The organism is Evansella vedderi (genome assembly GCF_030813435.1).
GTDB classification, from domain to species: domain Bacteria; phylum Bacillota; class Bacilli; order Bacillales; family Salisediminibacteriaceae; genus Evansella; species Evansella vedderi.
In genome coordinates, this window is sequence record NZ_JAUSUG010000010.1 from 59,354 (window position 1) to 79,729 (window position 20,376).

Genomic DNA, 20,376 nt, shown 5'->3' on the forward strand with positions numbered 1-20,376 from the left:
TTGCTATTTCCATTTGTTCAGCAATTTTTCTCCTTCTTTCGTTAAGTAAACTTTTCCACTCTTTTTTCCTTTCATTAACTGTTGAACGGCTTCTTCTTTATGTTCTCTATTATTTTCTTTCTTGCCCTTTTTATTGAATAATCTAATTCTCATTATTTACACCACTCCCTTTCTAAATTAGACATCAGCTTCACATGTTTTCAAACTGTATTTTTCAATACATTTTATTCTAATTTTTTCTTTACATGATTTTCATTTAAAGAATTTAATTATACTGCATGGAACTTTTCTTTTTCTCTACTCTCACCTACACACTTTCTCCTTTCTTTACATAAGTTGTACTATCCCTAATTGAAAGGAGGGGGCTTGAAATGCATTATGGACACGGATTTGCAGGTGGGTTTGCTTTAGTGTTAGTCCTATTCATCCTGCTTGTAATTATCGGAGCAGCAGTTTGGACTTGGTAGTATAGGGCAGACCATCCAAAAAGGGGCAAGCTTCTTGCCTTTAATTAAAAATGGATGGCCTTTTGTTATGAATGGCCATCCATTTCTTTATGCTGTCTATTCAATGTAATTCTGTATAAAGCCTTCGTTGAACTAATATAGTATCAATAGGACATTCTTCTGCATCCCTACCATATTGCCAAGCCCAAACATTCCCTTCACAATCGGGAGTTATAGGGTTAAAACGTGGATGATTCCTCTTTGTCGTTACACCAGGCTCAGGTTCTGCACTCCAAAGAACAGTTTGTTCCCTTACTAAATTGCTTCTCCCAATTGCTTCACAGTAAGCGGCATTAAAGGGGCCTTCTGTGGGATCATGGTATATTCCCGGGCGATAATTACTGTTATAAAAACGTTCCACCCAAGCAATAATCCAATCAGCATCTACATTGAAAAAGCGTTCCACGTTTGCAAATATGAATACACCTTCTCGTATACCAAGGCGTTGGGCATTAAAAATTGCATTTTGGGCAGCTACTCTCCCTGCTTGGCTTCCGACAGCTTCCCGGAAATTATTGTAAATTGGTAACACTTTAATACCCCTGTCCTTTAAAAAAGCAATTTCTTCCCTTGTTAACCCTTCACTTACATTAGGTATAGTATTCAAATATCTGCCCCATACATCTGGTTTTCCAAAATTACTTTCCACACAATCATATAATTGTTGATTGGCAGCCGCTGCCGAATCCACTCCCCAAATAATATTAGGCACTCCTCATCCCTCCTTCATCTATTACTATATGTATGAAAGATCAGATGTTTCTTATGAGAATTTAGTATGAGGCACTTAAATATTAATAAAAAAGCTGCCCCCGTTAAGGACAGCTTGTAGATTTCATTTACTCTTCTTCCCAATCCTGCCATTCGATTTCAACGCCCCATTTTTTTGCTAATGAATCAAGCTTCTCTTCATATTCAAAGTAAAGCTCACTCGATTGTTCGAAAAGCGTTTCGCTATCTTCTCCACGGAGCCAAGCCTTTTCTGCTTCAATATGAAGCTTAATAGAATCATTATGAATCTCATGAACTTCTTTTAGCTTCTCCTTCTCTATTCCCTCACTGATCATTAAAGACCTTTCTAAAATTTCCTCAAGCCCTGGAACTAGTACCGTCTCAGTGAATGTAAATAGTTCTTCCTCCGACTCAACAAAAAGCTCTTGATCCATTAACGAAAAATAGTCGTTCGTTAATTGTTCCGTTTTCTCTAAATATCGTAACATTTCATCCGTATTACCAAGAACATTTTGGGCAAAAAAATATCCTGCATAGCTAATAAAAGCTATTGAAATAATGGCACTAACCCACTTTTTCATTTTTCCTCATCCTTCATCTAGGGGATATATAACAAGTTCATTATACGACTAAATTTGTTATAAACAATAGGTACCTTTTCCCAACAATCAAATAATGGAATTTCTTACACTAATGTTTTAGATTGACAACTGGAAGCAAATTTCTATAAAATAAGAAAAGATATTTCTACACCCGAAATAAAATAAAAAGTTTATTAATTAATATTTATTTTCGACGGATTGGCTTGTAACCACCGTCGTTTCTTTTATGATATGGCATTTTAATGTATGAGAAAGAGGTATATTATGACGGAGACATCTTCACCAACATTAAAACAAGCGCAAAAAAATAAATTAACCCTATTACTTTGTATCATTCTCACTTTTACTGTAATGAATGGTACGATGTTTAATGTTGCCATCCCGGACATTGCCGAAGAGTTTGGACTGCTCCCCTCTGAAGTTAGCTGGGTAATGACAGGATATATTTTAGTATTTGCTATTGGATCGTTAATGTATGGAAAACTTGCTGATATTTATCCAATTAAAACATTATTAACGATTGGAATTATCTTGTTTGCAAGCGGTGCTGCGTTAGGATTTCTATCCCAGAGCTACCCAATGCTCCTTGCAGCGAGAACATTACAAGCGATGGGAGGGGCCACTATCCCTGCTTTGTCCTTTATAATTCCTGCTCGATTTATGCCAAACGAAAGGGGAAAAGTCTTTGGAATTGTTGCTTCAACTGTTGCCTTTGCTTCTGGAGCTGGTCCCATTGCAGGGGGAGTAGTTGGAGGAGCACTAGACTGGAGATTTTTATTTATCTTTTCTATCCTTTCCCTCATTGCCATACCATTCTTAAGAAAATGGTTGCCAAATGAAGAAAAACGGGACGGAAAAGTAGATATTGTGGGAGCCGTCCTAATAGCTTTGTCTATTACTGGACTCCTTCTATTCATCACAGATGGCAGCTTATATGCCCTTGTATTTGCTATTGTTACAGCCCTCCTTTTTGGTTGGAGAACGGTAACCTATGAGCAACCATTTATTCAACCTTCCATGCTAAAAAATCGTTATTATACTTCCGCAATAATAACTAGTTTCTTAGGGACAGTAGCCATGTTTGGTATGATTTTCGTTATACCCATTATGGCAAGGGACTTATATTCATTGAGTACCGTCCAAATAGGTCTCCTTCTCTTCCCAGGCGCAATGGCTGCAGGAATTATTGGCCAATTCGGCGGAAAGCTGATTGATCGAAAAGGGAGCTATCCTGTTACAAGGATTGGCTTTACATTAGTAATTATTGGTACCATACTGATTTCTACCTTTACTGGATTTCCGCCATGGATTATTGCACTTTGTATTTTAGTACAATACATTGCATTTCCATTAATCCAAAGTTCTACCGCCAATTTATTAACAATTATTATCCCTAAGGAAAAAACAGGGGTGGGAATTGGCCTATTCAATTTACTGAACTTTTTGGCTGGTGCTATTTCCAGTGCTGTTTTTGGATCTATTTTAGACTTAAGTAATGTTTCTACTCTATTGAACCCTTTAGCACAAAATGGGGAAAACACCATTTACGCTAATTTATTTATTGGTTTAGCTCTATTATCTATTACCGCACTTCTATTTTTCTCCTTTATCTTTAAAGGTTTTGAAAATAACAAGGGGAAATAAAACCATTTACTTCCCCCTTGTTTTCCCCTCAATTTTATCCTGGATTTTTTTACTCCCATAAAAGGACTGCATGGAAAATGTATCATTGTCTTCGGTCACTAACCCTATTCCCCCTGACAAAAGAAGCATAATATGTTTAATGACTAATAACGAGGGGAGTTAAATTGATGCGTTTTAAAGTTCTTCCTCATAAACACAGCTCAGGTACAATGATTGTAAATCCGAAGACAGCTTCCACATGGAGAATTCCCCGCAGTGGTACTTTCCATTTCGGACTACGATATATTCGATTTATTCTAAAAGAAGATAATAAAATTCGAGAAAATGAGATTGCTCTTTCCGATAATATCATTTCTTACTTGGGAATTGTCCATTGTAATCGTTACGAACTATTCGCAAATAAAAAAGAGGTTTGGTTAGGGCCTTTTATTGGTATTCTAGTAGGGAGAAAGACTTTGCAAAATAAAGCGTGGTTAGAAAAATATTCAAGGCATTATAATAAATTAGGTGGAATGCTTGTAGCCTTTCGATCTAATAGGATAAAAAAAAGAACTATTAAGGGAGCCATGTACAACCCTCAAAAGAAAGAGTGGGTAGACAGTCAATTTTGTTACCCTTCTTCCATATTAAGAAGAACTTTATTACCAAATAAACATCCTCTTTTTTCTATTTATGGACGTAAGATAGCCAACCATCGAAGATATAATAAATGGTTCGTTTATAAAAAACTAAGCACTCTAGCAACTATCAAAAATCACTTACCCAAAACAGTCCTTTATCATAACCCTAAGGACATCCATGAATTACTCCGTCGGCATAATAAAGTTTTTATAAAATCTATCAATGGATCATCTGGCAGAGGTATTATAAAAATTACAAAAAAACACCATTACTTCCACGTTAGATGGAGAGATGGAAAAACAAAGGTGGAGCGTTCTCTACTAAGTGCATCACAGCTAAAAACATTTTTAAAGACAAAGTTGAAACCGAAATCTTATATTATCCAACAAAGTATACCGCTAATGTCGGAAAAAGGTCGGAAAATTGATTTTCGTTTGATCATCTTAAAAAAAGTGAATGGTGAATGGGATGATGTTGGATTCATTAGTAAACGTGGAAGAAAAAGGAGCATTGTAAGCAATATTTCATCGGGAGGTATTGCTGAAATGGGAGAAATAACGCTGAAAAGAAAGTGGAACTTAACTGATCCAGAGGTTCGAAAGATGAGAAGACACATTTCAACTCTTGCTCATGAAATTGCCAAAGGAGTAGAAAAGGTATTTGGTTCCTCTTATTGTGAACTTGCCTTAGATTTAGGAATAGACAAAAATAGTAAGGTATGGCTAATTGAAGTTAACTTTCTTGGGGATAAGACAATTGCTTTAGATGCAGGAAACCGTAAACTTTATTACGATACTATCAAGACTAATTTATTATATGTTAAAAAACTTGCTGGTTTTTGAATTCTTGTCGGGTTATCCCACCATTTATGCCATAATTATTGAATAGGTACTTAAAATAAAGAGGGAAAAAGCAACAGACTTTAAAGATATATCCAAAAGTCTATTGCTTTTTCTAATCTTACAATCTTGTTAATACAAGGGGATAGATAACGTTTTTTGATTGTTAACGATAATATGTTATTTTATATAAACTTTTTGTACCACTTAATGGTCTTTCGTAAACCTTCTTCAAATGAAACCAATGGTTCATAATTTAGGAGGTGTTTTGCTAGTTGAATATCAGCAAGTGAATGCTTTACATCCCCTACTCGCCCCTCTTGGTAATTCGGACGAACATTCTTTTCTAGTATATTATTAATAGAAGTAACTAGATAATTTAAATCATACCTTTGACCACAACCGATATTCACAACGTTTCCACTTAGCTTAGGTGCTTCAGCTGCTAAAAGGTTAGCTGAAACAACATTATCAATGTAAGTAAAGTCTCTGGACTGCGTACCATCACCAAAAATTGTCGGTGATTCGTTCCGTAGCATTTTATCGATGAATTTTGGAATAACTGCCGCATACTCCGAATAAGGGTCTTGCTTTGGACCAAACACATTAAAATAGCGTAAGGATATAGTTTCTAAACCGTGTATTTCATGATAAGCTTTGCAATAATGTTCTCCTGCATATTTACTTACAGCATATGGAGACATTGGGCTCCCTTGCATATCTTCTTTTTTGGGAAGAACATCTGTATTCCCGTACGCAGAGGAGGATGCTGCATAAATAAATCGGCTAACCTTATTCTTTACAGCTCCTTGTAGCAAAAGTAGCGTTCCCGTTACATTAGCATGATTTGAATCTAGAGGATTTTTTATGGATTTAGGTACAGAAGGTATAGCCCCTTGGTGGAAAATAATGTCAATCCCTTTCAACGCTTTTTCCACTGTTTCTTCGTCAGTAAAATCTCCTTCAATCAGTTCAATATCATTGAGAAAACTACATATATTTTCCATTTTACCTGTACTGAAGTTATCTAGAACTTTTACCTTTTCCCCATTGTTCAAAAGAGCATGAGCAATATTTGATCCAATAAATCCAGCCCCTCCGGTTACAAGATAGGTAGTCACCCGTTTCCCTCCCCATAGTCAATAAAGTTACAAAGTATTTTATGAAAATTATTAGAAACTGTGAGCAATTCATAAGCAGGACAGGCTTATTAACTTGGTACATGTTCCGTTCCCCACTCATCCATTTATTCCTTACGTCCTTGATCTACCTTATAAAGCAAAAGACATATCCCCCTATGGATAACGGGTTAAGTTTTTGAGTAGAAAATCTTTATTGACAGGTTAATTGGCAACTAAACTGTGACTCGTTTTAACAATAAAAATATCATAATAAAGGCTACAAAATAATCTTAATGGGTTCCGTAGCCTATCCAAAGTTGTAATTACAATAAAAAATGTAGGCTCAATTTTTAACTGTCTTTGTACTCAATTTGCGGTCAAATCACTATCAAAATAGCTCGGTTTACACACCTGAACCGAGCTATTTTAATTAATTTTTTTTAATTTTCTTCTTTATTTTATTGCTGGTTGATTCTCTGTTTGAGGAACGACAGAATTAATGATTCCGGAAAAGCCGGAGCTCCAGTCCTTACAGGCAGTGAGGATATATTCCTCACCTCTATTCTTCAGTTCTGTACAAACTCCTAACCAGAAACTTGCACTTTCATTTTCACCAATCCTAATGCAAAGAATACCTTTTATTCTGTCTGTATTAATACATAAAACACTATAAGCAGCCTTGTTAGAATTCGGTTGATATAAAGGATTGCTTAAGGGTATCTATCTATACATTAAGATATTTTTTTCATATATTGAAACTAAAAGAGGAACTTCTACTTTTGGGAGTGAATGGATATGATGTTTATCAAAGTAAAGAAAGTAAAAACTCATAAGGTGAATAAAATTTTTTTACCTCAAGAACTCTTTAATGCAATGGATTTAACCATCGTTTAATTATCTAGAAATATCCTTAAAATAAAAAACTATTCTGATATTTTTAATAGGAGTGTTAAGTGATAGTCTGGATATAAGGTAATGTTGTCAACAATAAGCTCTGTCATTTCTTTTTTCTTCTTAAATGGCAAATGAATCAGTCTATCCCTTATATTGGGTAATGAAAAAGTCTCTTTATAGATATTTTTTAATGATTTTTTTTCTTCCATCATCTTCTTGTCAAGTTTCTGGATTTGTAGATTATTTTCTAATAATTCTTGCGATAATTGATTAAGTTTATAGTCATACTGATTATGATCAATTTTACCTTCTAAGACTAGATCGAGCACTTTCATCTGTTTCTTTTGGATTCTATTTTGTTGTTCCTCAAACAGCTTCATCTGAGTAATTAAGTCATCACTTAAGGTGATATTTTCTTGTTCTAATATCTCCCCATAATTATGAAACTGTTCTTTAATGACAGTACATACTTTTGACCAAATCACTTGATCAACAATGGATGTGTTCCAATAGAGGCTTTGACAACTCTTTATTCTTCTTAATTTAGTGACACATGTGTAGTAGGCGTACTTGCCAGATGAGACATTTGTGACAATTGAGTGTCCACAATAGCATTTAGCAAGACCTGCAAGTAAATGCTCTCGCTTTGATGGGCGCCCCGAGTACCTACGATGTTTGGCAAGGGTTTGTTGAGCATTTCTGTATACTGCTTCAGTAATTAAAGGTTCAATGCTGATTGGGAACTGCTCTTCGATTGTACGAACACGCTTAACGCCTTGGTGATAATCTGTCTTATAAGTCATATATGTCCCCAAATAACTTTTATTATTAAGAATGCGGCTAACAGTTGATGGGTACCATTTACTCCCTCTTGGTGCAGGAACATGGCATTGAGTTAAAGTCTTGACAATCTCACCACAGCTTTTACCTTCTGTGCTGAGTTTAAAAATTAATTGGACAACCTTACTTGCAGCAGGATCGACTTTAAGCTTATCTTCATGCGTATCGAAAGTGTAACCATATAAACGAGGGTCATAACTCAATTTTCCGTGCTTTTTGAGTTTGGTCATTCGTCCTCGAATCGTTCTTTCACGGATTTTTTCTCGTTCGTATTGTGCAAATATTCCCTGTAGTTGATAGTACATCATACCTTCTGGTGTATTTTTCCATTCAAATTTAATAAATTCCAAACGTACGTTGTTCTTCAGAATTTCATCTGTAATAATTAATTGATGGGTTAATTGACGGGTTAAACGGTCTGGCTCATAGACGATGACAATATCGGGCTTTTCTTTCCCATTGATGAGTTCTCTAAGGCGGTTTAATCCAGGTCGATCAATGATGCTTCCGGATACATCATCTTTTAGGATGATTATATCCTTTTTTGTGTAACCCAATTCCAGAGCTTTCCTCATACAATTTTCAAGTTGACTTTCAATGCTGTAACCTTTGTCTGCCTGCTCTTCGGTTGAGACTCGCACATAGATGATTACTTTGTTCATTTAATGCTCTCCTTTTTAAAAAGTAATAATAGAGCAAAGCGGTTATCTTTTGGACTAGGGTTAAGTTTTGGAATTATAGAGGACTTTGAGTATGTTTAATAAAATTCTTTTAGATTGCATTGAATCTTTTGAGTATAACAATTTTGTCCTAATGTCGGATGGTTCTAAAGCTTTGCGAGCCATTTTAATTCCTCCTATACCTATCGTTTATCTAAGCCTTTATCTTTTCCGCTGAATATATATATGAGTAAACAGATTGACATATTCAGCTAGGTAAATATTACCAAGTTCTTTCAGGTCCAATTCTAAAAAGTAAAACTTTAGTCTTAACTAAGGAATTGACATATCAATTATGTGTGGGACAGTTAACTGAAGAAGTGTATTTAGACACTCATGAAGAAAAAAATGAGAATATTTACGTTCATGAAGGACTTTTTAATCGTTTATTATTGTTAGATGATAAACCTTTAAATATATGGAAAGAAGACCGAAGGATACGTCTAGGCCCTGTTGTTGCGGTTTTTGTTAATATGTGGTTTATAAAAAAGTTTGAACGAAATACATTATCTACTTTTGGAGAGAATCATATGCGTGCAGGAGACGCTGCTCATTGTTTAACCTACTTCTTCTCAATTAAGCACATTAATTGGAAAGATAAGAAAATCAAGGGGTATATTTATGATTCTGATAAGAAGCAATGGTCGTCATCTTGGTTTCCATTTCCGGATGTGATCTACGATAGAGGGGCATCGTTTAGGCAAGAACAAAAGTCGGTAGTGAAATTTATCCGACAACAATTTAGAAAAGATGCTAGTATTAAGTTTCTCAATCATTTAGATGCATTGGGAAAGTGGGAAGTGCATAGACATCTATCCAAACATTCTAAAATGAATAGACATCTGCCTGAAACCATCCAATACTCGATGTTTAAAGATATTAAGAGGATGCTAAATAAACACCGCTTCATTTTCTTGAAAGCTGTCTATGGTAGTCGTGGAGAAGAGATTATGTCCATAGAACAAAAACGAAAAAAGTATATTCTCATATATAACGACGGGGGATTGAAGCGGGTTAAAGTTAAGAAATTGAAAAAAGTCAAAAACTATGTTAAGAATTTTATAGATCCTAAAAAGCGTTTTATCGTTCAACAAGGTATTCCTATTATGAAATATAATGATTCTCACTTTGACACAAGGGTTTTAATGATTAAAGATGAGAACGGAGAATGGCAAGCGGTTTATAACCATGCTAGTGTGGCCAAAAGGAACTATTCTATTACAACAGTTAATCATCAAGCAAAGTACTATGAAGACATATATAACGACTTAATAGATGAGAAAAATATACCTACTGATGAAGAAGTTCGTAAATTCGGGGTTGAAGTTGCCGAATTAATCGATAAAGAAATGGGACCATTTGGTGAAATTGGTCTAGATGTTACGGTTGATGAAGAGGGGCATTTATGGTTATTAGAGGCCAACTCTAAGCCTGATAAATTAGCTTCTCCAGGAATTGAATACAGCGATAAGGTATTACCACAGTATTTATCTACTATTGAGTATGCGAAGTTTCTATCCAAAACTAAAAACAGTGATCAAGGAGCTGACTTCCAATCTCCTTTCAAAAAAATGGCTCAAATCATATCTTCTGTTAAAAATACAAAGAAAAAGTTAGTTGTCGGGGCCTTCGTTAGCATAGGGCATATGAAAAAAATGTTAAACCAAACACCGGTCTTTAGACACTTAGAGCTAATGAAAGCTAATGATAGAGAGCACATAGATTTTTATTTCTTTTCAATTAAGGATATTGATTTGATTAATTACAGGATTAAGGGAGTTTACTTTAATCAAGAAAAAGGAGTTTGGAAACAGACTGGATTTCCATTTCCAGATGTGCTTTATGACAGAGGAGGAGGAGTCTTAAAAAATCAAAAAATAGTCTCAGATTATATCAGAGAACAATTGGAGTTTTCAGGGAAATTAAAAAAAATAAATCCTGTTTACACATTTAATAAGTGGGAATTGCATCAAAAGTTATTAGGGCAGAAAGAGATGAGTACTTATCTTCCTTCGACTAGGTTATATAAATGTCCTTATGACATTAAGAAAATGTTTAAACAAAATAATGAATTGTATCTGAAAAAATGTGAAAGTAATAATGGAAAAAATATTGTCAAAATCAAAAAAGAACAGAATGACCGTTACACATACAGTTATATTAATCAACAATTGGTGCAAAAAACGGTTGATAGTTTCAGCGAACTCCTGCATGACCTTCAATTCATCCTTAAGAAAAAAGAAGTCATTATTCAAAGTGCGATAAATGTACTCAAAGTTAATAATCGTCATGTTGATATGAGAGCAACCATTCAGCGTAATGGAAAAGGAGAGGTTGAAATAGTTGCTTATCCAGTTCGTATCGGCTGTCCAAATTACCCAATTACAAGTACTAGAACAGGATCTCAAGTTTGTCGTTTTGATGAATTTTTTAAAAATTATATGTCCTATTCAAAGAATGACATAACACGTCTTAGAAAAGAAGTAGAGGAATTTCTACTTACAAGCTTTAAGAGTATTGAAAAGGTTTACGGTGTTTTCGGTGAACTGGGACTTGATTTTGCTCTCGATCAAAAAGGGTCGTTATGGTTCATTGAATGTAATGCAAAACCAGGAAACGATTCGCTGTACATGTCTCATAAAAGAGAAATAGTTAAGAAAGCTTTTTTGAATCCATTGGAATATGCTAAATACATTAGTAACTTCGATAATGGTCAAAAAATTAATATTTAACTAAAATCCTTTGAAAGGGGGAGTGCAGTGGATAAATTCACCGGAGGGAGTATAAATAGTTTTGTGTAAATGGATTTATACTCATGTCACTTTTTGAAAAAATGCCGATGTAATAGGATTTCATTAAAAATTTTTATACTAGATCGGGAACCTTCATTTTTTTGATTTTATAAATTTGCAATATGTCTTTAAGCTCCTTGTCTATCTTTGTCAAGGAGTACTTTTTGCTGCCATCTGGTAAGTTAATATCTACTAGGTGAATTCTGCGGAGGTAATGTAAAATGACCCTTGCTGTATTATTGTAGGATTCTCTTTGTTCTAAATATTCAATTGCCATAACGAGAAAGTAAGCAATTACACATACATATACATGCCCCTTTACACATTCTTCTTTTCTATGATACATTGGTCTTATATTCAAATCATGTTTAATGATTCGAAAAGCGTTCCCCACCTTATTTTGGTTTTTATAAATTTTAATTAATTCCTCATCTTCATATTTTTTTTCATTCGTTTGAATGACAACAGTTCCGTCTAGTCTCTCATCCGCTTTTATTTTGTCTTGTTTAATTTCATACTTCAAAGAAAATCCTAGAGAATTTTTTGTCGTCATCCACCGTTTCAATGTAAAGTATTTACCAGCTGTATTTCTTTAGATATGATTTCGGCGCGTTTCATAGCTTCATCACGAGTTTTAATGTTTTTATTTTCATCTAGACTTTTATTCAGTTGTTCGAGTTCTTTCTTAATTGCGTCCACACAGTGAAGTCGATAATTACGATCATCTTCTCTTTTTTGTGTATTCAAACAAAGTAAGAAACGTTGTCCATATATTTCCGGAAGGAACTTCGCATATAAATCATCTTTGATTTTTCGCATACTTAATTCCGTAATGGAAACATCACTTAAATACTTTTTCGTCCACGTCCTAGGAATAACCATCACATATTTTTGCTTGAGTTCTCTTATTGACTCAATATTTTTTGATGTTAACATCCCCCTGTCCCCCACAAAGACAACCTCTTCAATAGGGTATCTTTGCTTAAGGTCTGTAACAACCTCTGAAACCGTCGTCTTATCTGATTTTTACCAGAATAGATATTACATTTAATGGGAAATCCATCGGAAGTTGTCACTAAACCAATGACAACTTGTTCTTGATCTCTCCGTTTATCTCGGGAATATCCAAACTCAGCGATGATACACTTGCGCCCTATAAAATAACTACTTGTAATATCATAAAATAGTTCTCGATCATTTTGGTTAAACCGCTTTAATGCCCATTGATACAAACAGTTTTCGACCTTAAAGAAGTTTTCTGTCAGCATTTCCAAACTACGATAAAGCGTTTGGAGATCCATTTCTTTTTTCAAATTTAAAAAATGTGGCAAAGATGTATGTGGATATTCTTCGGTTAAAGCTAATTTACTGTCAGGTTGCGAAATACGTTGAAACACAAGACCTTTTATGTAATCGACGGCTGTTCGTACAGTAATATGACGATCCATTGATGTGAATGATTTTCGAAAAGTCTTGAAACATACCAATTTGGTTACAAATGGAATCAAGTAAGTAATAATCGCCATAAGGAACGGATTTAGAAAAATCCACTTTATCAATATTTGTATAGGCATCAAAGTCTTTAGAAAATGCAATTTTAAGTTTTTGGGCTTTTACTTTGTCTACACTACCAAAGTAAAAGATGTGCCTATGTTTTGTCTTTCCATTTTCACGATAAGATTCCACTAACTCCGCGTAGTAATAAGTTTTATCGCCCCTTTTTCGAGGGGTCACCTTCACAAACATGATTTCCCTCCACAAACTAGCCTTGACTACAATAATATAATATGAATTAGGAAATCAAGATAAATACAGATCTATCAATATATTTGTCTAGACTACAAACGGTGTGGAGAATACTATGGAATCAAGGTTTATGGGCTTTTAGTGTGATTTTGGCTTGAACATGAGATTAACTATCTATTCATCTATGAAGGCCTTTGCAGAGAAAAGAGAACAAGAAAATAAAGAAAAAGAAAAGCAAAAAAGGGCAAAGATAATAGAACATCTTAGCGACGATTTAAGTAAGGTAAGGCAACTTATTAAAAATAATGAAGAAAAGTTGGAAAAACTAAACTAATTGAAAGGTAGATATTACATACTTAATGAAGTGTCTACCTTTCCGTCCATTTTGTTTTTTTTTGGTAAAATTGTAATACTTACCTATTACTTAAGGACTATTTTTTCATAGAATATTGTATATTTTGAAATAAAGGAGATGAATGAATAAATGGCAAGAATAATTAAGCTTCACGTAGAGGCAACAGCTGAAACAACTGTAGAAACGCAACCGGACATACAGCGTTTTTTTTATGAGTTAGATCAAGACCAGACGGATACAACTTTCACTATTGAAGTAAATGACTTTGAAGATGACACGGGGGCTACACCTACAGCACTACCTGAATTAGCAGAAGATAACTCTTATTACAATGTGTATATTAACGGAGTGCTTCAAATGGATGAGACCTCCTCTTACACACCTGGAGAACAAGGAACTGGTCAGTTAGCAATTACCGTCCCTGATGATCAAACAATTACAGCTGGAACTCCAGTCATTCTAGAAGTATCTAATTTTGGTCCTGATGCGGAAACGGATGTAACCATTACTACGTAATTAACATATTATTTATATAGCTAATTTATCAATAGGGTGACAACTTACCAAGGAATAGTAACTGTCCCCTTTTAAGTAATGTACAAGGGGGAGGGAGTACAATGTATTTAGCAGAGAAAAATAACCAACAATTAGCAGGGGGCTATTTATGCGATAAATCAGGAAATCCCATCCCATCCCACCATCCAAAGGCTTTTAAAATAAAGGTAATTTCCATAACTGCTATCAACCATAATAAAACATTAAAAAAAGTAAAACTATCCATATCTGGATTTATCAATACAGAGCTAAGTAAAAAGTACCCGCAATGTCGAACAAAGCCTATACCATTTACTAGAATCCAAACTGTTGAACTGATACTTCCTGATGACGGAAAAATCGATTTCAAAATAATAAATTTCCATTGTGTATGTGTTGATCTAGGTTATTTACAATTCGAAGTAAGCTTCTGTTTATTTGCTGAGACTTATAAACGAGTAAACCTATTAATCAAAGGTACAACTATACAATCCCGGTCTACTAAACAATTATCTTTTTCTACAACTCGATCCAATTGCAAGTTTAATAAACATTGTATTCATGTAGAAAAAATATACGATTGGGTTAAGGTTCCAACCTCTTTCACTTTAATAGGGAAAGATCACCTCTCATGCCCATTAAAGGTAAAAACCCAATTTTATTATGCTATAGCAAACGGTAAAAGCAGAATTTATACAGAATCTCATGGAGAAAAAGGTTATGAAAGTACAAAGATTTACGATCCAATAGAGGTAACAATCATCAATTTATATGTGAATGGCGTATTACAAGACCCTGCATCATATAAAGTTAAACGAAATCAATTAATCTTTCAGACAGAAGATGTTCCAAGGAAAAAGGTTCCGATTATTATCCAATTTATTAAAGTTTTTAATCATGATAATCAATTGTTAAATGGAGAAACGGAATATTTTACTGTACTTTCTACCGGGTCAAAAATCCCCTTTCCTAAGCATGTTCACCTTCCAAACCCTGATGAGTACTCTTACGTAAACCTCTATATCAATGGAGTGTTGCAACCTCAAGAAAATTACACAATAACTGATGGGGAGTTAATATTATTAACAGAAGAAGATCCACGAAAACACGTTCCTATCATTGTACAATTTGTTAAGATCTATCAAATAAATGGTAGGACAGTGACCGGGGAGGTTGCCACCTTTTGTGCAGCTTCTGATGGAAAAAGTTCTATTTACAAAGAGGATGCCGAATGTCTGCTTTGTTCACCAATATCTATTCCAGAGCAATCAGAGTATTCATTTAGTAATTTATTTATTAACGGCGTGCTACAACCAAATAAAAATTACGTGGCAGATGGCCAGTTAGAACTAATAACAAGTAATTTACCAATTAAACATGTACCGATTATATTACAATTGATAAAGCTAAACGAAAAAAACGGAATATTGGATTGTTGTGAAATGCACAAACATGGAAATAAAAAAGGCAGGACCTAAAGCAGTGAATATCGCTCTTGGTCCTGTTTTTTTCTATATATTCTTTAACTTACCGAGTATCATTAATTTATCTAGCACTAATTCACAAATACTTTGATAATTTTCTATTCAAATAAGACATAAAATACATATGTTTTCACTCTTACATTAAAAAAATGGGGATTAAAGGAGAGCCCATTATAAACTAATACCTCTCATTTATACAATTCAAAGAACCATTCTCTCTTTATACCACTTAACCGTCTTCCGCATGCCTTCCTCAAATGAAACTTTTGTTTCATAATTTAATAGTTTCTTAGCCAATTGAATATCTGCAAGTGAATGCTTCACATCCCCTGCCCGGTTGTCTTGATATATCGGGTAAAAATTTTTTTCAAGTATCTTATTAATACATGTAACTAGATAATTTAAATTATGCCGTTTCCCAAACCCTATATTTACAACTTCCCCACCGAGCTTAGAGGCTTCTGCAGCTAGAAGGTTAGCAGAAACTACATTATCAATAAATGTAAAATCTCTGGATTGTTTACCGTCTCCATAGATGGTGGGAGACTCGTTCCTAATGAGCATATCAATGAATTTTGGAATTACTGCTGCATATTCCGAATAAGGATCCTGCTTTGGTCCAAACACATTGAAATAACGAGGGGATATTGTTTTTAAGCCGTATATTTCATAATAAACTTTGCAATAAAGCTCTCCAGCATACTTACTCACAGCGTAAGGAGACATTGGATTTCTTTGCAGATCTTCACGTTTTGGTAAAATAGCAGAATTTCCATACGCAGAGGATGAGGCTGCGTAAATAAATCTACTAACCCTGTTTTTTACAGCTGCATCTAATAATTGAAGGGTCCCTGTTACATTAGCACGGTTAGATGCTAGTGGAATTTTTATAGATTTAGGTACAGATGGAATAGCTCCTTGATGGAGGATGATTTCCACCCCTTTTACTGCCTTATTGACAGTTTCTTCATTTGTAAAATCCCCTTCAACTAATTCTATATTTTTGATAAATTCTTGGATGTTTTCCTTTTATCCAGTACTAAAATTGTCCAAGACCTTTACTTTTTTCCCTTTTTTCAAGAGGGCTTCAACAATATTGGATCCAATAAAACCCGCCCCTCCAGTTACAAAATAGGTAGTCACCAGTTCCCCTCCAACTCGTCAATAAAGTTTCAAAGTATTTTATGAAAGATTATTAGAAACTGTGAGCATAGCATAAGTAGTACTGCTAATTAAGTCGGTATAACTGTGCCTTTTCCCATTATTCTTTACGTCATAGATCTACCTCAAATAACAAAAAACAGTCCTTCTATGGAAACGTGTTTTGCTTCACAGCTGTTCATATAATTTCACAAGTTGTCTAGCTACTTGTTCTGAATCATGGTATTTTTCAACATACTGTCTTCCTTTAACCCCTAATTTGTATCTTTGGGTCATGATTTACAACCATTTTTTTAAAAACTTATAAATAGATTTTGGTGTAGCATTAACGATCGGAAGCTCCTGTGGATACTTATAAATTAAATCTTTGCGAATATAACAGATCACGGGTTTTCCACTAGCCATTCCTTCTAAGCTTGCAACCCCGAAGGAACCGATACGTAGTTGATCAATGATTATGTCCGCTTGTCTATAAACCTCCATAAGTTCATCATGTGGCAATTTTGACACCAAATTACATCTGAAAGAATAGCCATTTCGATATAACCGTTTGATAGCATCCATGACAAATTTTGAACCTTTTACTCTGTAATGCGATGGTGCATGAACAATTAATGGAATACGGTTGGTTACTTCAGGGTATATGGGTTCAAAATCCTCAAGGGGAATGGCTTGGCAAATAACATGAACGTGTTTATAATAGTCTTTTGCATAAGGAAGTAGTTCCTGGTCGGCAACAATTGCATGATCGGAAGACAATTTTTTTATTACCTCAATCCGCTTTTTTTCATTCCTAAAGTTTTTCTTTATTTTCACATAAGGATTTTTATATCGATCCCGGGCAATGGAAAAGTCTACGGACATCGGACCCTCGTTGTTGTAAGACTAATTCTTACCAAATTGTTTTAAATAAGCAAGGTCACTGTAATCTGGTAAAAAGGTATTGCCGAAATGGAAGTGAAAGATATCGTATTCTTTGGCAGCTCCAGCTAAAAATTCACGTCGTTTCTGCATCCTTTCAGCCTTCGGTAACCGTTCTAAATCCAGACATATATCAGGTTGAAATTAAAAAATCCCTTTATAAAAAAAGCAGGACATAGCATCTACCCCCATTTCTCTTAAAGCTTGACATTGGACAATCATTTGTCCACCAAATCCGAGGTGAAGTACTTTCAAAACTAGCAACCTCCTTAGCATTTGATTTACTTCTTGTACCCCTTTTAATTTTATAATCATTATATGAAATACCAATATTTAAGCAACGCTATTTATATGGAGACATAGGCATTCCTCGCATATTTTCTTTTTTTGGCAGAACATCCGTATTCCCATAGGCAGAGGATGATGCAGCATAAATAAACCTGCTAACCTTATTCTTCACAGCACCTTGTAGTAAAAGCAGCGTACCCGTTACATTAGCTTGATTAGAAGCTAATGGATTTTTTATGGATTTAGGTACAGAAGGAATAGCCCCTTAGTGAAAGACAATGTCAACCCCTTTTAACGCTTTTTCAACTGTTTCTTCGTCAGTAAAATCCCCTTCTACCAGTTCAATATCATCGAGAAAATGATATATATTTTCCTTTTTACCTGTACTGAAGTTATCTAGAACTTTTACCTTTTCCCCTTTGTTAAGTAAGACTTGAACAATATTCGATCCAATAAATCCAGCCCCACCAGTAACAAGATAAGATACCACTTTATACACTCCTCACTATTAAAAGCACTAAATTATCTTATGTCTTAATTTATCACTTTGAAATAGGAAAAAGTGGAATTAATTTAGGTTATATTGTTTTTAAATTAGTAAATACATGTTGTCTCATACCATAATAAAAGGGGACCTTATGGAGAAAGTATATATAAAAACATGTCCGTCATTTGGACATGTTTTTATAGTTTTTCATACAGTATTGCTAATTGTGAAGCTATCTGTTGTAAATCATGATGCATTTCAGCATACTGTCTTCCTTTAACTCCTAATTTATATCTTTGATCAGGATTTACGATAATTTTTTTAAGAACCTTATAAATGGATTTTGGTGATGCATTAAGGATCGGAAGTTCCTGCGGATACGTATTAGTTAAGTCATTGCGAATATAACAGATCACAGGTTTCCCAAGGGCCATTCCTTCTAAGCTTGCAACTCCGAAGGAACCTATTCGTAGTTGGTCAATAATAATATCTGCTTCTTTATAGAGTTCCTTAAGTTGATCATGGGGCAATTTTGATGCTAACTCACATCTGAAAGTATAGCCATTTTTATATAAACGCTTTATAGCATTAATAACAAATTCTGAACCTTTTACTGTATAATGTGATGGTGCGTGAACAATTAAGGGGGTATGATTACTTACTGAAGGGTATTTAGGTTCAAAATCATCAAGAGGAATAGCTTGGTGTATAATATGAACGTGTTTATAAAAGTCTTTTACATAAGGAAGTAGTTCATGATCGGCAACAATAGCATGATCAATATAGGAGGACATTTTTTTTAATACCGCTACTACCTTCTTTTCATTTTTGAATTTTTTCTTTATTTTCACATAAGGATTCTTATATTGATCTCTGGCAATGGAAAGCCTGCGAACATCGGAACCCCGATGTTGTACAACCATTTTTTTTCCCAATTTCTTTAAATAAGCAAGGTCACTGTGATCTGGTAAAAAAGTTTTACCAAAATGGAAGTGGAAGATATCATATTCTTTCGCTGCTGCTGCTAAAAGTTCTCGCCGTCTCTGCAGCCTTTCTTCTTTTGACAATTGGTTTAAATGGAGACATATATCAGGTTGAAATTTAAACTTTCCTTGATTAAAATGACACGATGTTGCATCCACACCGATTTCTTTTAATGCTTCACATTGGACGATCATTTGGCCACCAAATCCGAGATGAAGTACTTTCAAAACTAAACCTCCTTTGAGCAAAGTTTATTCCTAACATATTATATTGAAATAAACGGTTTAATGTTCTGAACCGATATAATAAAATAGCGTTTTTAAGAAAATAAAGTTTAAAATCCTGAACATCCAGTGCTAACAGTTAATTAATTTAATCCTGATTCACTAAGAGTGAATAAAAGAATGAAAAATGACCAGCAATTTTTATCAATGGTTTGAATAAGATATAGGAAACCTTCAAATGGGTAAACAAGATTGTTGAATGAAGGGCTATTATAGATAGTGGGAGGTTGAATGAGTTGGATACAGAAAAAGGACCTGATTTTTATAACACAATTTCAAAGTTGATCTTTTACCGTTGGAGCAAAGTCTATATAAAGATTTATATTAACATGCAGCCCTCTTTCTACCTCAACCACATCGTTGTGAAAAGATAGTTGAACTGGGTTGTGGGACGGGCCGATTTGCCAAGCATTTAAATAAAATAGGGTATAAAAAGTACCTAGGAATTGATTTTTCCATTAGCCGTATTCGTCAAGCAAAGTTATATGTACCTGAATTTATTTTTAGTGTTGTGGATTTATATGATGACTCTGTCATACTTAGATTACAATCTTTTAATATATTTGTTATGCTAGAAGTACTTGAACATTTAAGTAAAGATAGAAAAGTATTAATGAGATTACCTAAAAGAAGTCGTATTATTTTTTCAGTCCCAAATTTTGACTCTGCTAGCCATGTGAGAGTATTTCATAGTGAAGAAGATGTCAAAATAAATATAATGATATTTTGGATTTCACACAAGAAAAAAGTGTAGTTTTACCGGTGCCAAATAATAAAAACAAGAAGTTTTTTTGTTTAGTTGTTTTAAATAATAATATTCTA

19 protein-coding genes and 4 pseudogenes are annotated in these 20,376 nt (G+C 34.3%); 8 read left to right on the forward strand and 15 right to left on the reverse strand.

Going from position 1 to position 20,376, the window contains the following annotated elements; all coding sequences use genetic code 11:
* Nucleotides 1-3: 3 nt before the first annotated feature.
* The gene (locus tag J2S74_RS13120; RefSeq protein WP_307326247.1) at nucleotides 4-153 is read right to left on the reverse strand and encodes a hypothetical protein; all 150 of its coding nucleotides are present in this window, start codon (nucleotides 151-153) and stop codon (nucleotides 4-6) included.
* Between the two features lie 218 nt (nucleotides 154-371).
* On the opposite strand from J2S74_RS13120, the gene J2S74_RS13125 reads away from it, so the two are divergent.
* On the forward strand, nucleotides 372-467 hold the full coding sequence (locus J2S74_RS13125) for a YjcZ family sporulation protein (RefSeq protein ID WP_307326248.1): 96 nt from the start codon (nucleotides 372-374) through the stop codon (nucleotides 465-467).
* A 100-nt stretch (nucleotides 468-567) separates the two neighbouring features.
* Here the strand turns inward: J2S74_RS13125 and J2S74_RS13130 are convergent, their stop codons facing one another.
* Entirely contained in the window at nucleotides 568-1,218 is a 651-nt protein-coding gene (locus J2S74_RS13130; protein WP_307326249.1) for a glycoside hydrolase domain-containing protein, read from the reverse strand.
* A gap of 127 nt (nucleotides 1,219-1,345) precedes the next feature.
* Entirely contained in the window at nucleotides 1,346-1,819 is a 474-nt protein-coding gene (locus J2S74_RS13135) for a hypothetical protein (RefSeq protein ID WP_307326250.1), read from the reverse strand.
* A gap of 285 nt (nucleotides 1,820-2,104) precedes the next feature.
* Between J2S74_RS13135 and J2S74_RS13140 the strand changes: the two genes are divergently transcribed.
* Nucleotides 2,105-3,484, forward strand: a complete 1,380-nt coding sequence (locus J2S74_RS13140) for an MFS transporter (protein ID WP_307326251.1) — start codon at nucleotides 2,105-2,107, stop codon at nucleotides 3,482-3,484.
* Nucleotides 3,485-3,651: 167 nt separating this feature from the next.
* Complete coding sequence (locus J2S74_RS13145; protein ID WP_307326252.1) at nucleotides 3,652-4,947, forward strand: YheC/YheD family endospore coat-associated protein; 1,296 nt, start codon at nucleotides 3,652-3,654, stop codon at nucleotides 4,945-4,947.
* 182 nt (nucleotides 4,948-5,129) lie between these two features.
* Here J2S74_RS13145 and J2S74_RS13150 read toward each other — a convergent pair whose 3' ends face one another.
* The 3 genes and pseudogenes from J2S74_RS13150 to J2S74_RS13160 all read right to left on the reverse strand — a co-directional run bounded on the left by J2S74_RS13150 (nucleotide 5,130) and on the right by J2S74_RS13160 (nucleotide 8,461).
* The gene (locus J2S74_RS13150) at nucleotides 5,130-6,065 is read right to left on the reverse strand and encodes an SDR family oxidoreductase (RefSeq protein WP_307326253.1); all 936 of its coding nucleotides are present in this window, start codon (nucleotides 6,063-6,065) and stop codon (nucleotides 5,130-5,132) included.
* A 459-nt stretch (nucleotides 6,066-6,524) separates the two neighbouring features.
* A pseudogene (locus J2S74_RS13155) lies at nucleotides 6,525-6,749 on the reverse strand (transposase); the annotation flags it as partial.
* 239 nt (nucleotides 6,750-6,988) lie between these two features.
* Nucleotides 6,989-8,461 (reverse strand): recombinase family protein, encoded by a 1,473-nt coding sequence (locus J2S74_RS13160; protein ID WP_307326254.1) that lies wholly within the window; start codon nucleotides 8,459-8,461, stop codon nucleotides 6,989-6,991.
* A 356-nt stretch (nucleotides 8,462-8,817) separates the two neighbouring features.
* Between J2S74_RS13160 and J2S74_RS13165 the strand changes: the two genes are divergently transcribed.
* Entirely contained in the window at nucleotides 8,818-11,250 is a 2,433-nt protein-coding gene (locus tag J2S74_RS13165; protein WP_307326255.1) for a YheC/YheD family endospore coat-associated protein, read from the forward strand.
* A 133-nt stretch (nucleotides 11,251-11,383) separates the two neighbouring features.
* Here the strand turns inward: J2S74_RS13165 and J2S74_RS13170 are convergent, their stop codons facing one another.
* The 4 genes from J2S74_RS13170 to J2S74_RS13185 are packed head-to-tail and all read right to left on the reverse strand — an operon-like array spanning nucleotide 11,384 to nucleotide 13,056.
* Nucleotides 11,384-11,863 carry an IS1634 family transposase gene (locus J2S74_RS13170; protein WP_307326256.1) on the reverse strand — a complete coding sequence of 160 codons (480 nt, stop codon included), beginning with the start codon at nucleotides 11,861-11,863 and terminating at the stop codon, nucleotides 11,384-11,386.
* Nucleotides 11,864-11,871: 8 nt separating this feature from the next.
* The gene (locus J2S74_RS13175; protein ID WP_307326257.1) at nucleotides 11,872-12,246 is read right to left on the reverse strand and encodes a hypothetical protein; all 375 of its coding nucleotides are present in this window, start codon (nucleotides 12,244-12,246) and stop codon (nucleotides 11,872-11,874) included.
* Complete coding sequence (locus J2S74_RS13180; protein WP_307326258.1) at nucleotides 12,240-12,623, reverse strand: hypothetical protein; 384 nt, start codon at nucleotides 12,621-12,623, stop codon at nucleotides 12,240-12,242. The genes J2S74_RS13175 and J2S74_RS13180 overlap by 7 nt, the downstream gene beginning before the upstream one ends.
* Nucleotides 12,624-12,681: 58 nt before the next feature.
* Nucleotides 12,682-13,056, reverse strand: coding sequence for an IS1634 family transposase N-terminal domain-related protein (locus J2S74_RS13185; RefSeq protein WP_307326259.1), 375 nt, complete (start codon nucleotides 13,054-13,056; stop codon nucleotides 12,682-12,684).
* Nucleotides 13,057-13,210: 154 nt separating this feature from the next.
* On the opposite strand from J2S74_RS13185, the gene J2S74_RS13190 reads away from it, so the two are divergent.
* The 3 genes from J2S74_RS13190 to J2S74_RS13200 all read left to right on the forward strand — a co-directional run bounded on the left by J2S74_RS13190 (nucleotide 13,211) and on the right by J2S74_RS13200 (nucleotide 15,423).
* Nucleotides 13,211-13,390 carry a hypothetical protein gene (locus tag J2S74_RS13190; protein WP_307326260.1) on the forward strand — a complete coding sequence of 60 codons (180 nt, stop codon included), beginning with the start codon at nucleotides 13,211-13,213 and terminating at the stop codon, nucleotides 13,388-13,390.
* Between the two features lie 150 nt (nucleotides 13,391-13,540).
* Entirely contained in the window at nucleotides 13,541-13,927 is a 387-nt protein-coding gene (locus J2S74_RS13195) for a DUF4183 domain-containing protein (protein ID WP_307326261.1), read from the forward strand.
* 101 nt (nucleotides 13,928-14,028) lie between these two features.
* Nucleotides 14,029-15,423, forward strand: a complete 1,395-nt coding sequence (locus J2S74_RS13200; protein WP_307326262.1) for a DUF4183 domain-containing protein — start codon at nucleotides 14,029-14,031, stop codon at nucleotides 15,421-15,423.
* A gap of 207 nt (nucleotides 15,424-15,630) precedes the next feature.
* Here the strand turns inward: J2S74_RS13200 and J2S74_RS13205 are convergent.
* The 5 genes and pseudogenes from J2S74_RS13205 to J2S74_RS13225 form a co-directional block, all read right to left on the reverse strand.
* A pseudogene (locus tag J2S74_RS13205) lies at nucleotides 15,631-16,572 on the reverse strand (SDR family oxidoreductase).
* A 297-nt stretch (nucleotides 16,573-16,869) separates the two neighbouring features.
* On the reverse strand, nucleotides 16,870-17,454 hold the full coding sequence (locus J2S74_RS13210; protein WP_307326263.1) for a glycosyltransferase family 4 protein: 585 nt from the start codon (nucleotides 17,452-17,454) through the stop codon (nucleotides 16,870-16,872).
* Nucleotides 17,455-17,475: 21 nt separating this feature from the next.
* Complete coding sequence (locus J2S74_RS13215; protein ID WP_307326264.1) at nucleotides 17,476-17,604, reverse strand: hypothetical protein; 129 nt, start codon at nucleotides 17,602-17,604, stop codon at nucleotides 17,476-17,478.
* A 250-nt stretch (nucleotides 17,605-17,854) separates the two neighbouring features.
* Nucleotides 17,855-18,298, reverse strand: a pseudogene (locus J2S74_RS13220) (NAD-dependent epimerase/dehydratase family protein).
* Nucleotides 18,299-18,483: 185 nt separating this feature from the next.
* Nucleotides 18,484-19,497: a glycosyltransferase family 4 protein gene (locus J2S74_RS13225; protein WP_307326265.1), complete on the reverse strand. Its 1,014-nt coding sequence runs from the start codon at nucleotides 19,495-19,497 to the stop codon at nucleotides 18,484-18,486.
* A gap of 418 nt (nucleotides 19,498-19,915) precedes the next feature.
* Between J2S74_RS13225 and J2S74_RS27430 the strand changes: the two are divergent.
* Nucleotides 19,916-20,308, forward strand: a pseudogene (locus tag J2S74_RS27430) (class I SAM-dependent methyltransferase); the annotation flags it as partial.
* Between the last annotated feature and the right edge of the window lie 68 nt (nucleotides 20,309-20,376).

Coding starts and splice junctions, on each gene's coding strand:
- J2S74_RS13120 (WP_307326247.1), bottom strand. CDS start 153: ATGAGAATTAGATTATTCAATAAAAAGGGCAAGAAAGAAAATAATAGA.
- J2S74_RS13125 (WP_307326248.1), top strand. CDS start 372: ATGCATTATGGACACGGATTTGCAGGTGGGTTTGCTTTAGTGTTAGTC.
- J2S74_RS13135 (WP_307326250.1), bottom strand. CDS start 1,819: ATGAAAAAGTGGGTTAGTGCCATTATTTCAATAGCTTTTATTAGCTAT.
- J2S74_RS13140 (WP_307326251.1), top strand. CDS start 2,105: ATGACGGAGACATCTTCACCAACATTAAAACAAGCGCAAAAAAATAAA.
- J2S74_RS13145 (WP_307326252.1), top strand. CDS start 3,652: ATGCGTTTTAAAGTTCTTCCTCATAAACACAGCTCAGGTACAATGATT.
- J2S74_RS13160 (WP_307326254.1), bottom strand. CDS start 8,461: ATGAACAAAGTAATCATCTATGTGCGAGTCTCAACCGAAGAGCAGGCA.
- J2S74_RS13170 (WP_307326256.1), bottom strand. CDS start 11,863: ATGACGACAAAAAATTCTCTAGGATTTTCTTTGAAGTATGAAATTAAA.
- J2S74_RS13175 (WP_307326257.1), bottom strand. CDS start 12,246: ATGTTAACATCAAAAAATATTGAGTCAATAAGAGAACTCAAGCAAAAA.
- J2S74_RS13185 (WP_307326259.1), bottom strand. CDS start 13,056: ATGTTTGTGAAGGTGACCCCTCGAAAAAGGGGCGATAAAACTTATTAC.
- J2S74_RS13195 (WP_307326261.1), top strand. CDS start 13,541: ATGGCAAGAATAATTAAGCTTCACGTAGAGGCAACAGCTGAAACAACT.
- J2S74_RS13200 (WP_307326262.1), top strand. CDS start 14,029: ATGTATTTAGCAGAGAAAAATAACCAACAATTAGCAGGGGGCTATTTA.
- J2S74_RS13210 (WP_307326263.1), bottom strand. CDS start 17,454: ATGTCCGTAGACTTTTCCATTGCCCGGGATCGATATAAAAATCCTTAT.
- J2S74_RS13215 (WP_307326264.1), bottom strand. CDS start 17,604: ATGCAGAAACGACGTGAATTTTTAGCTGGAGCTGCCAAAGAATACGAT.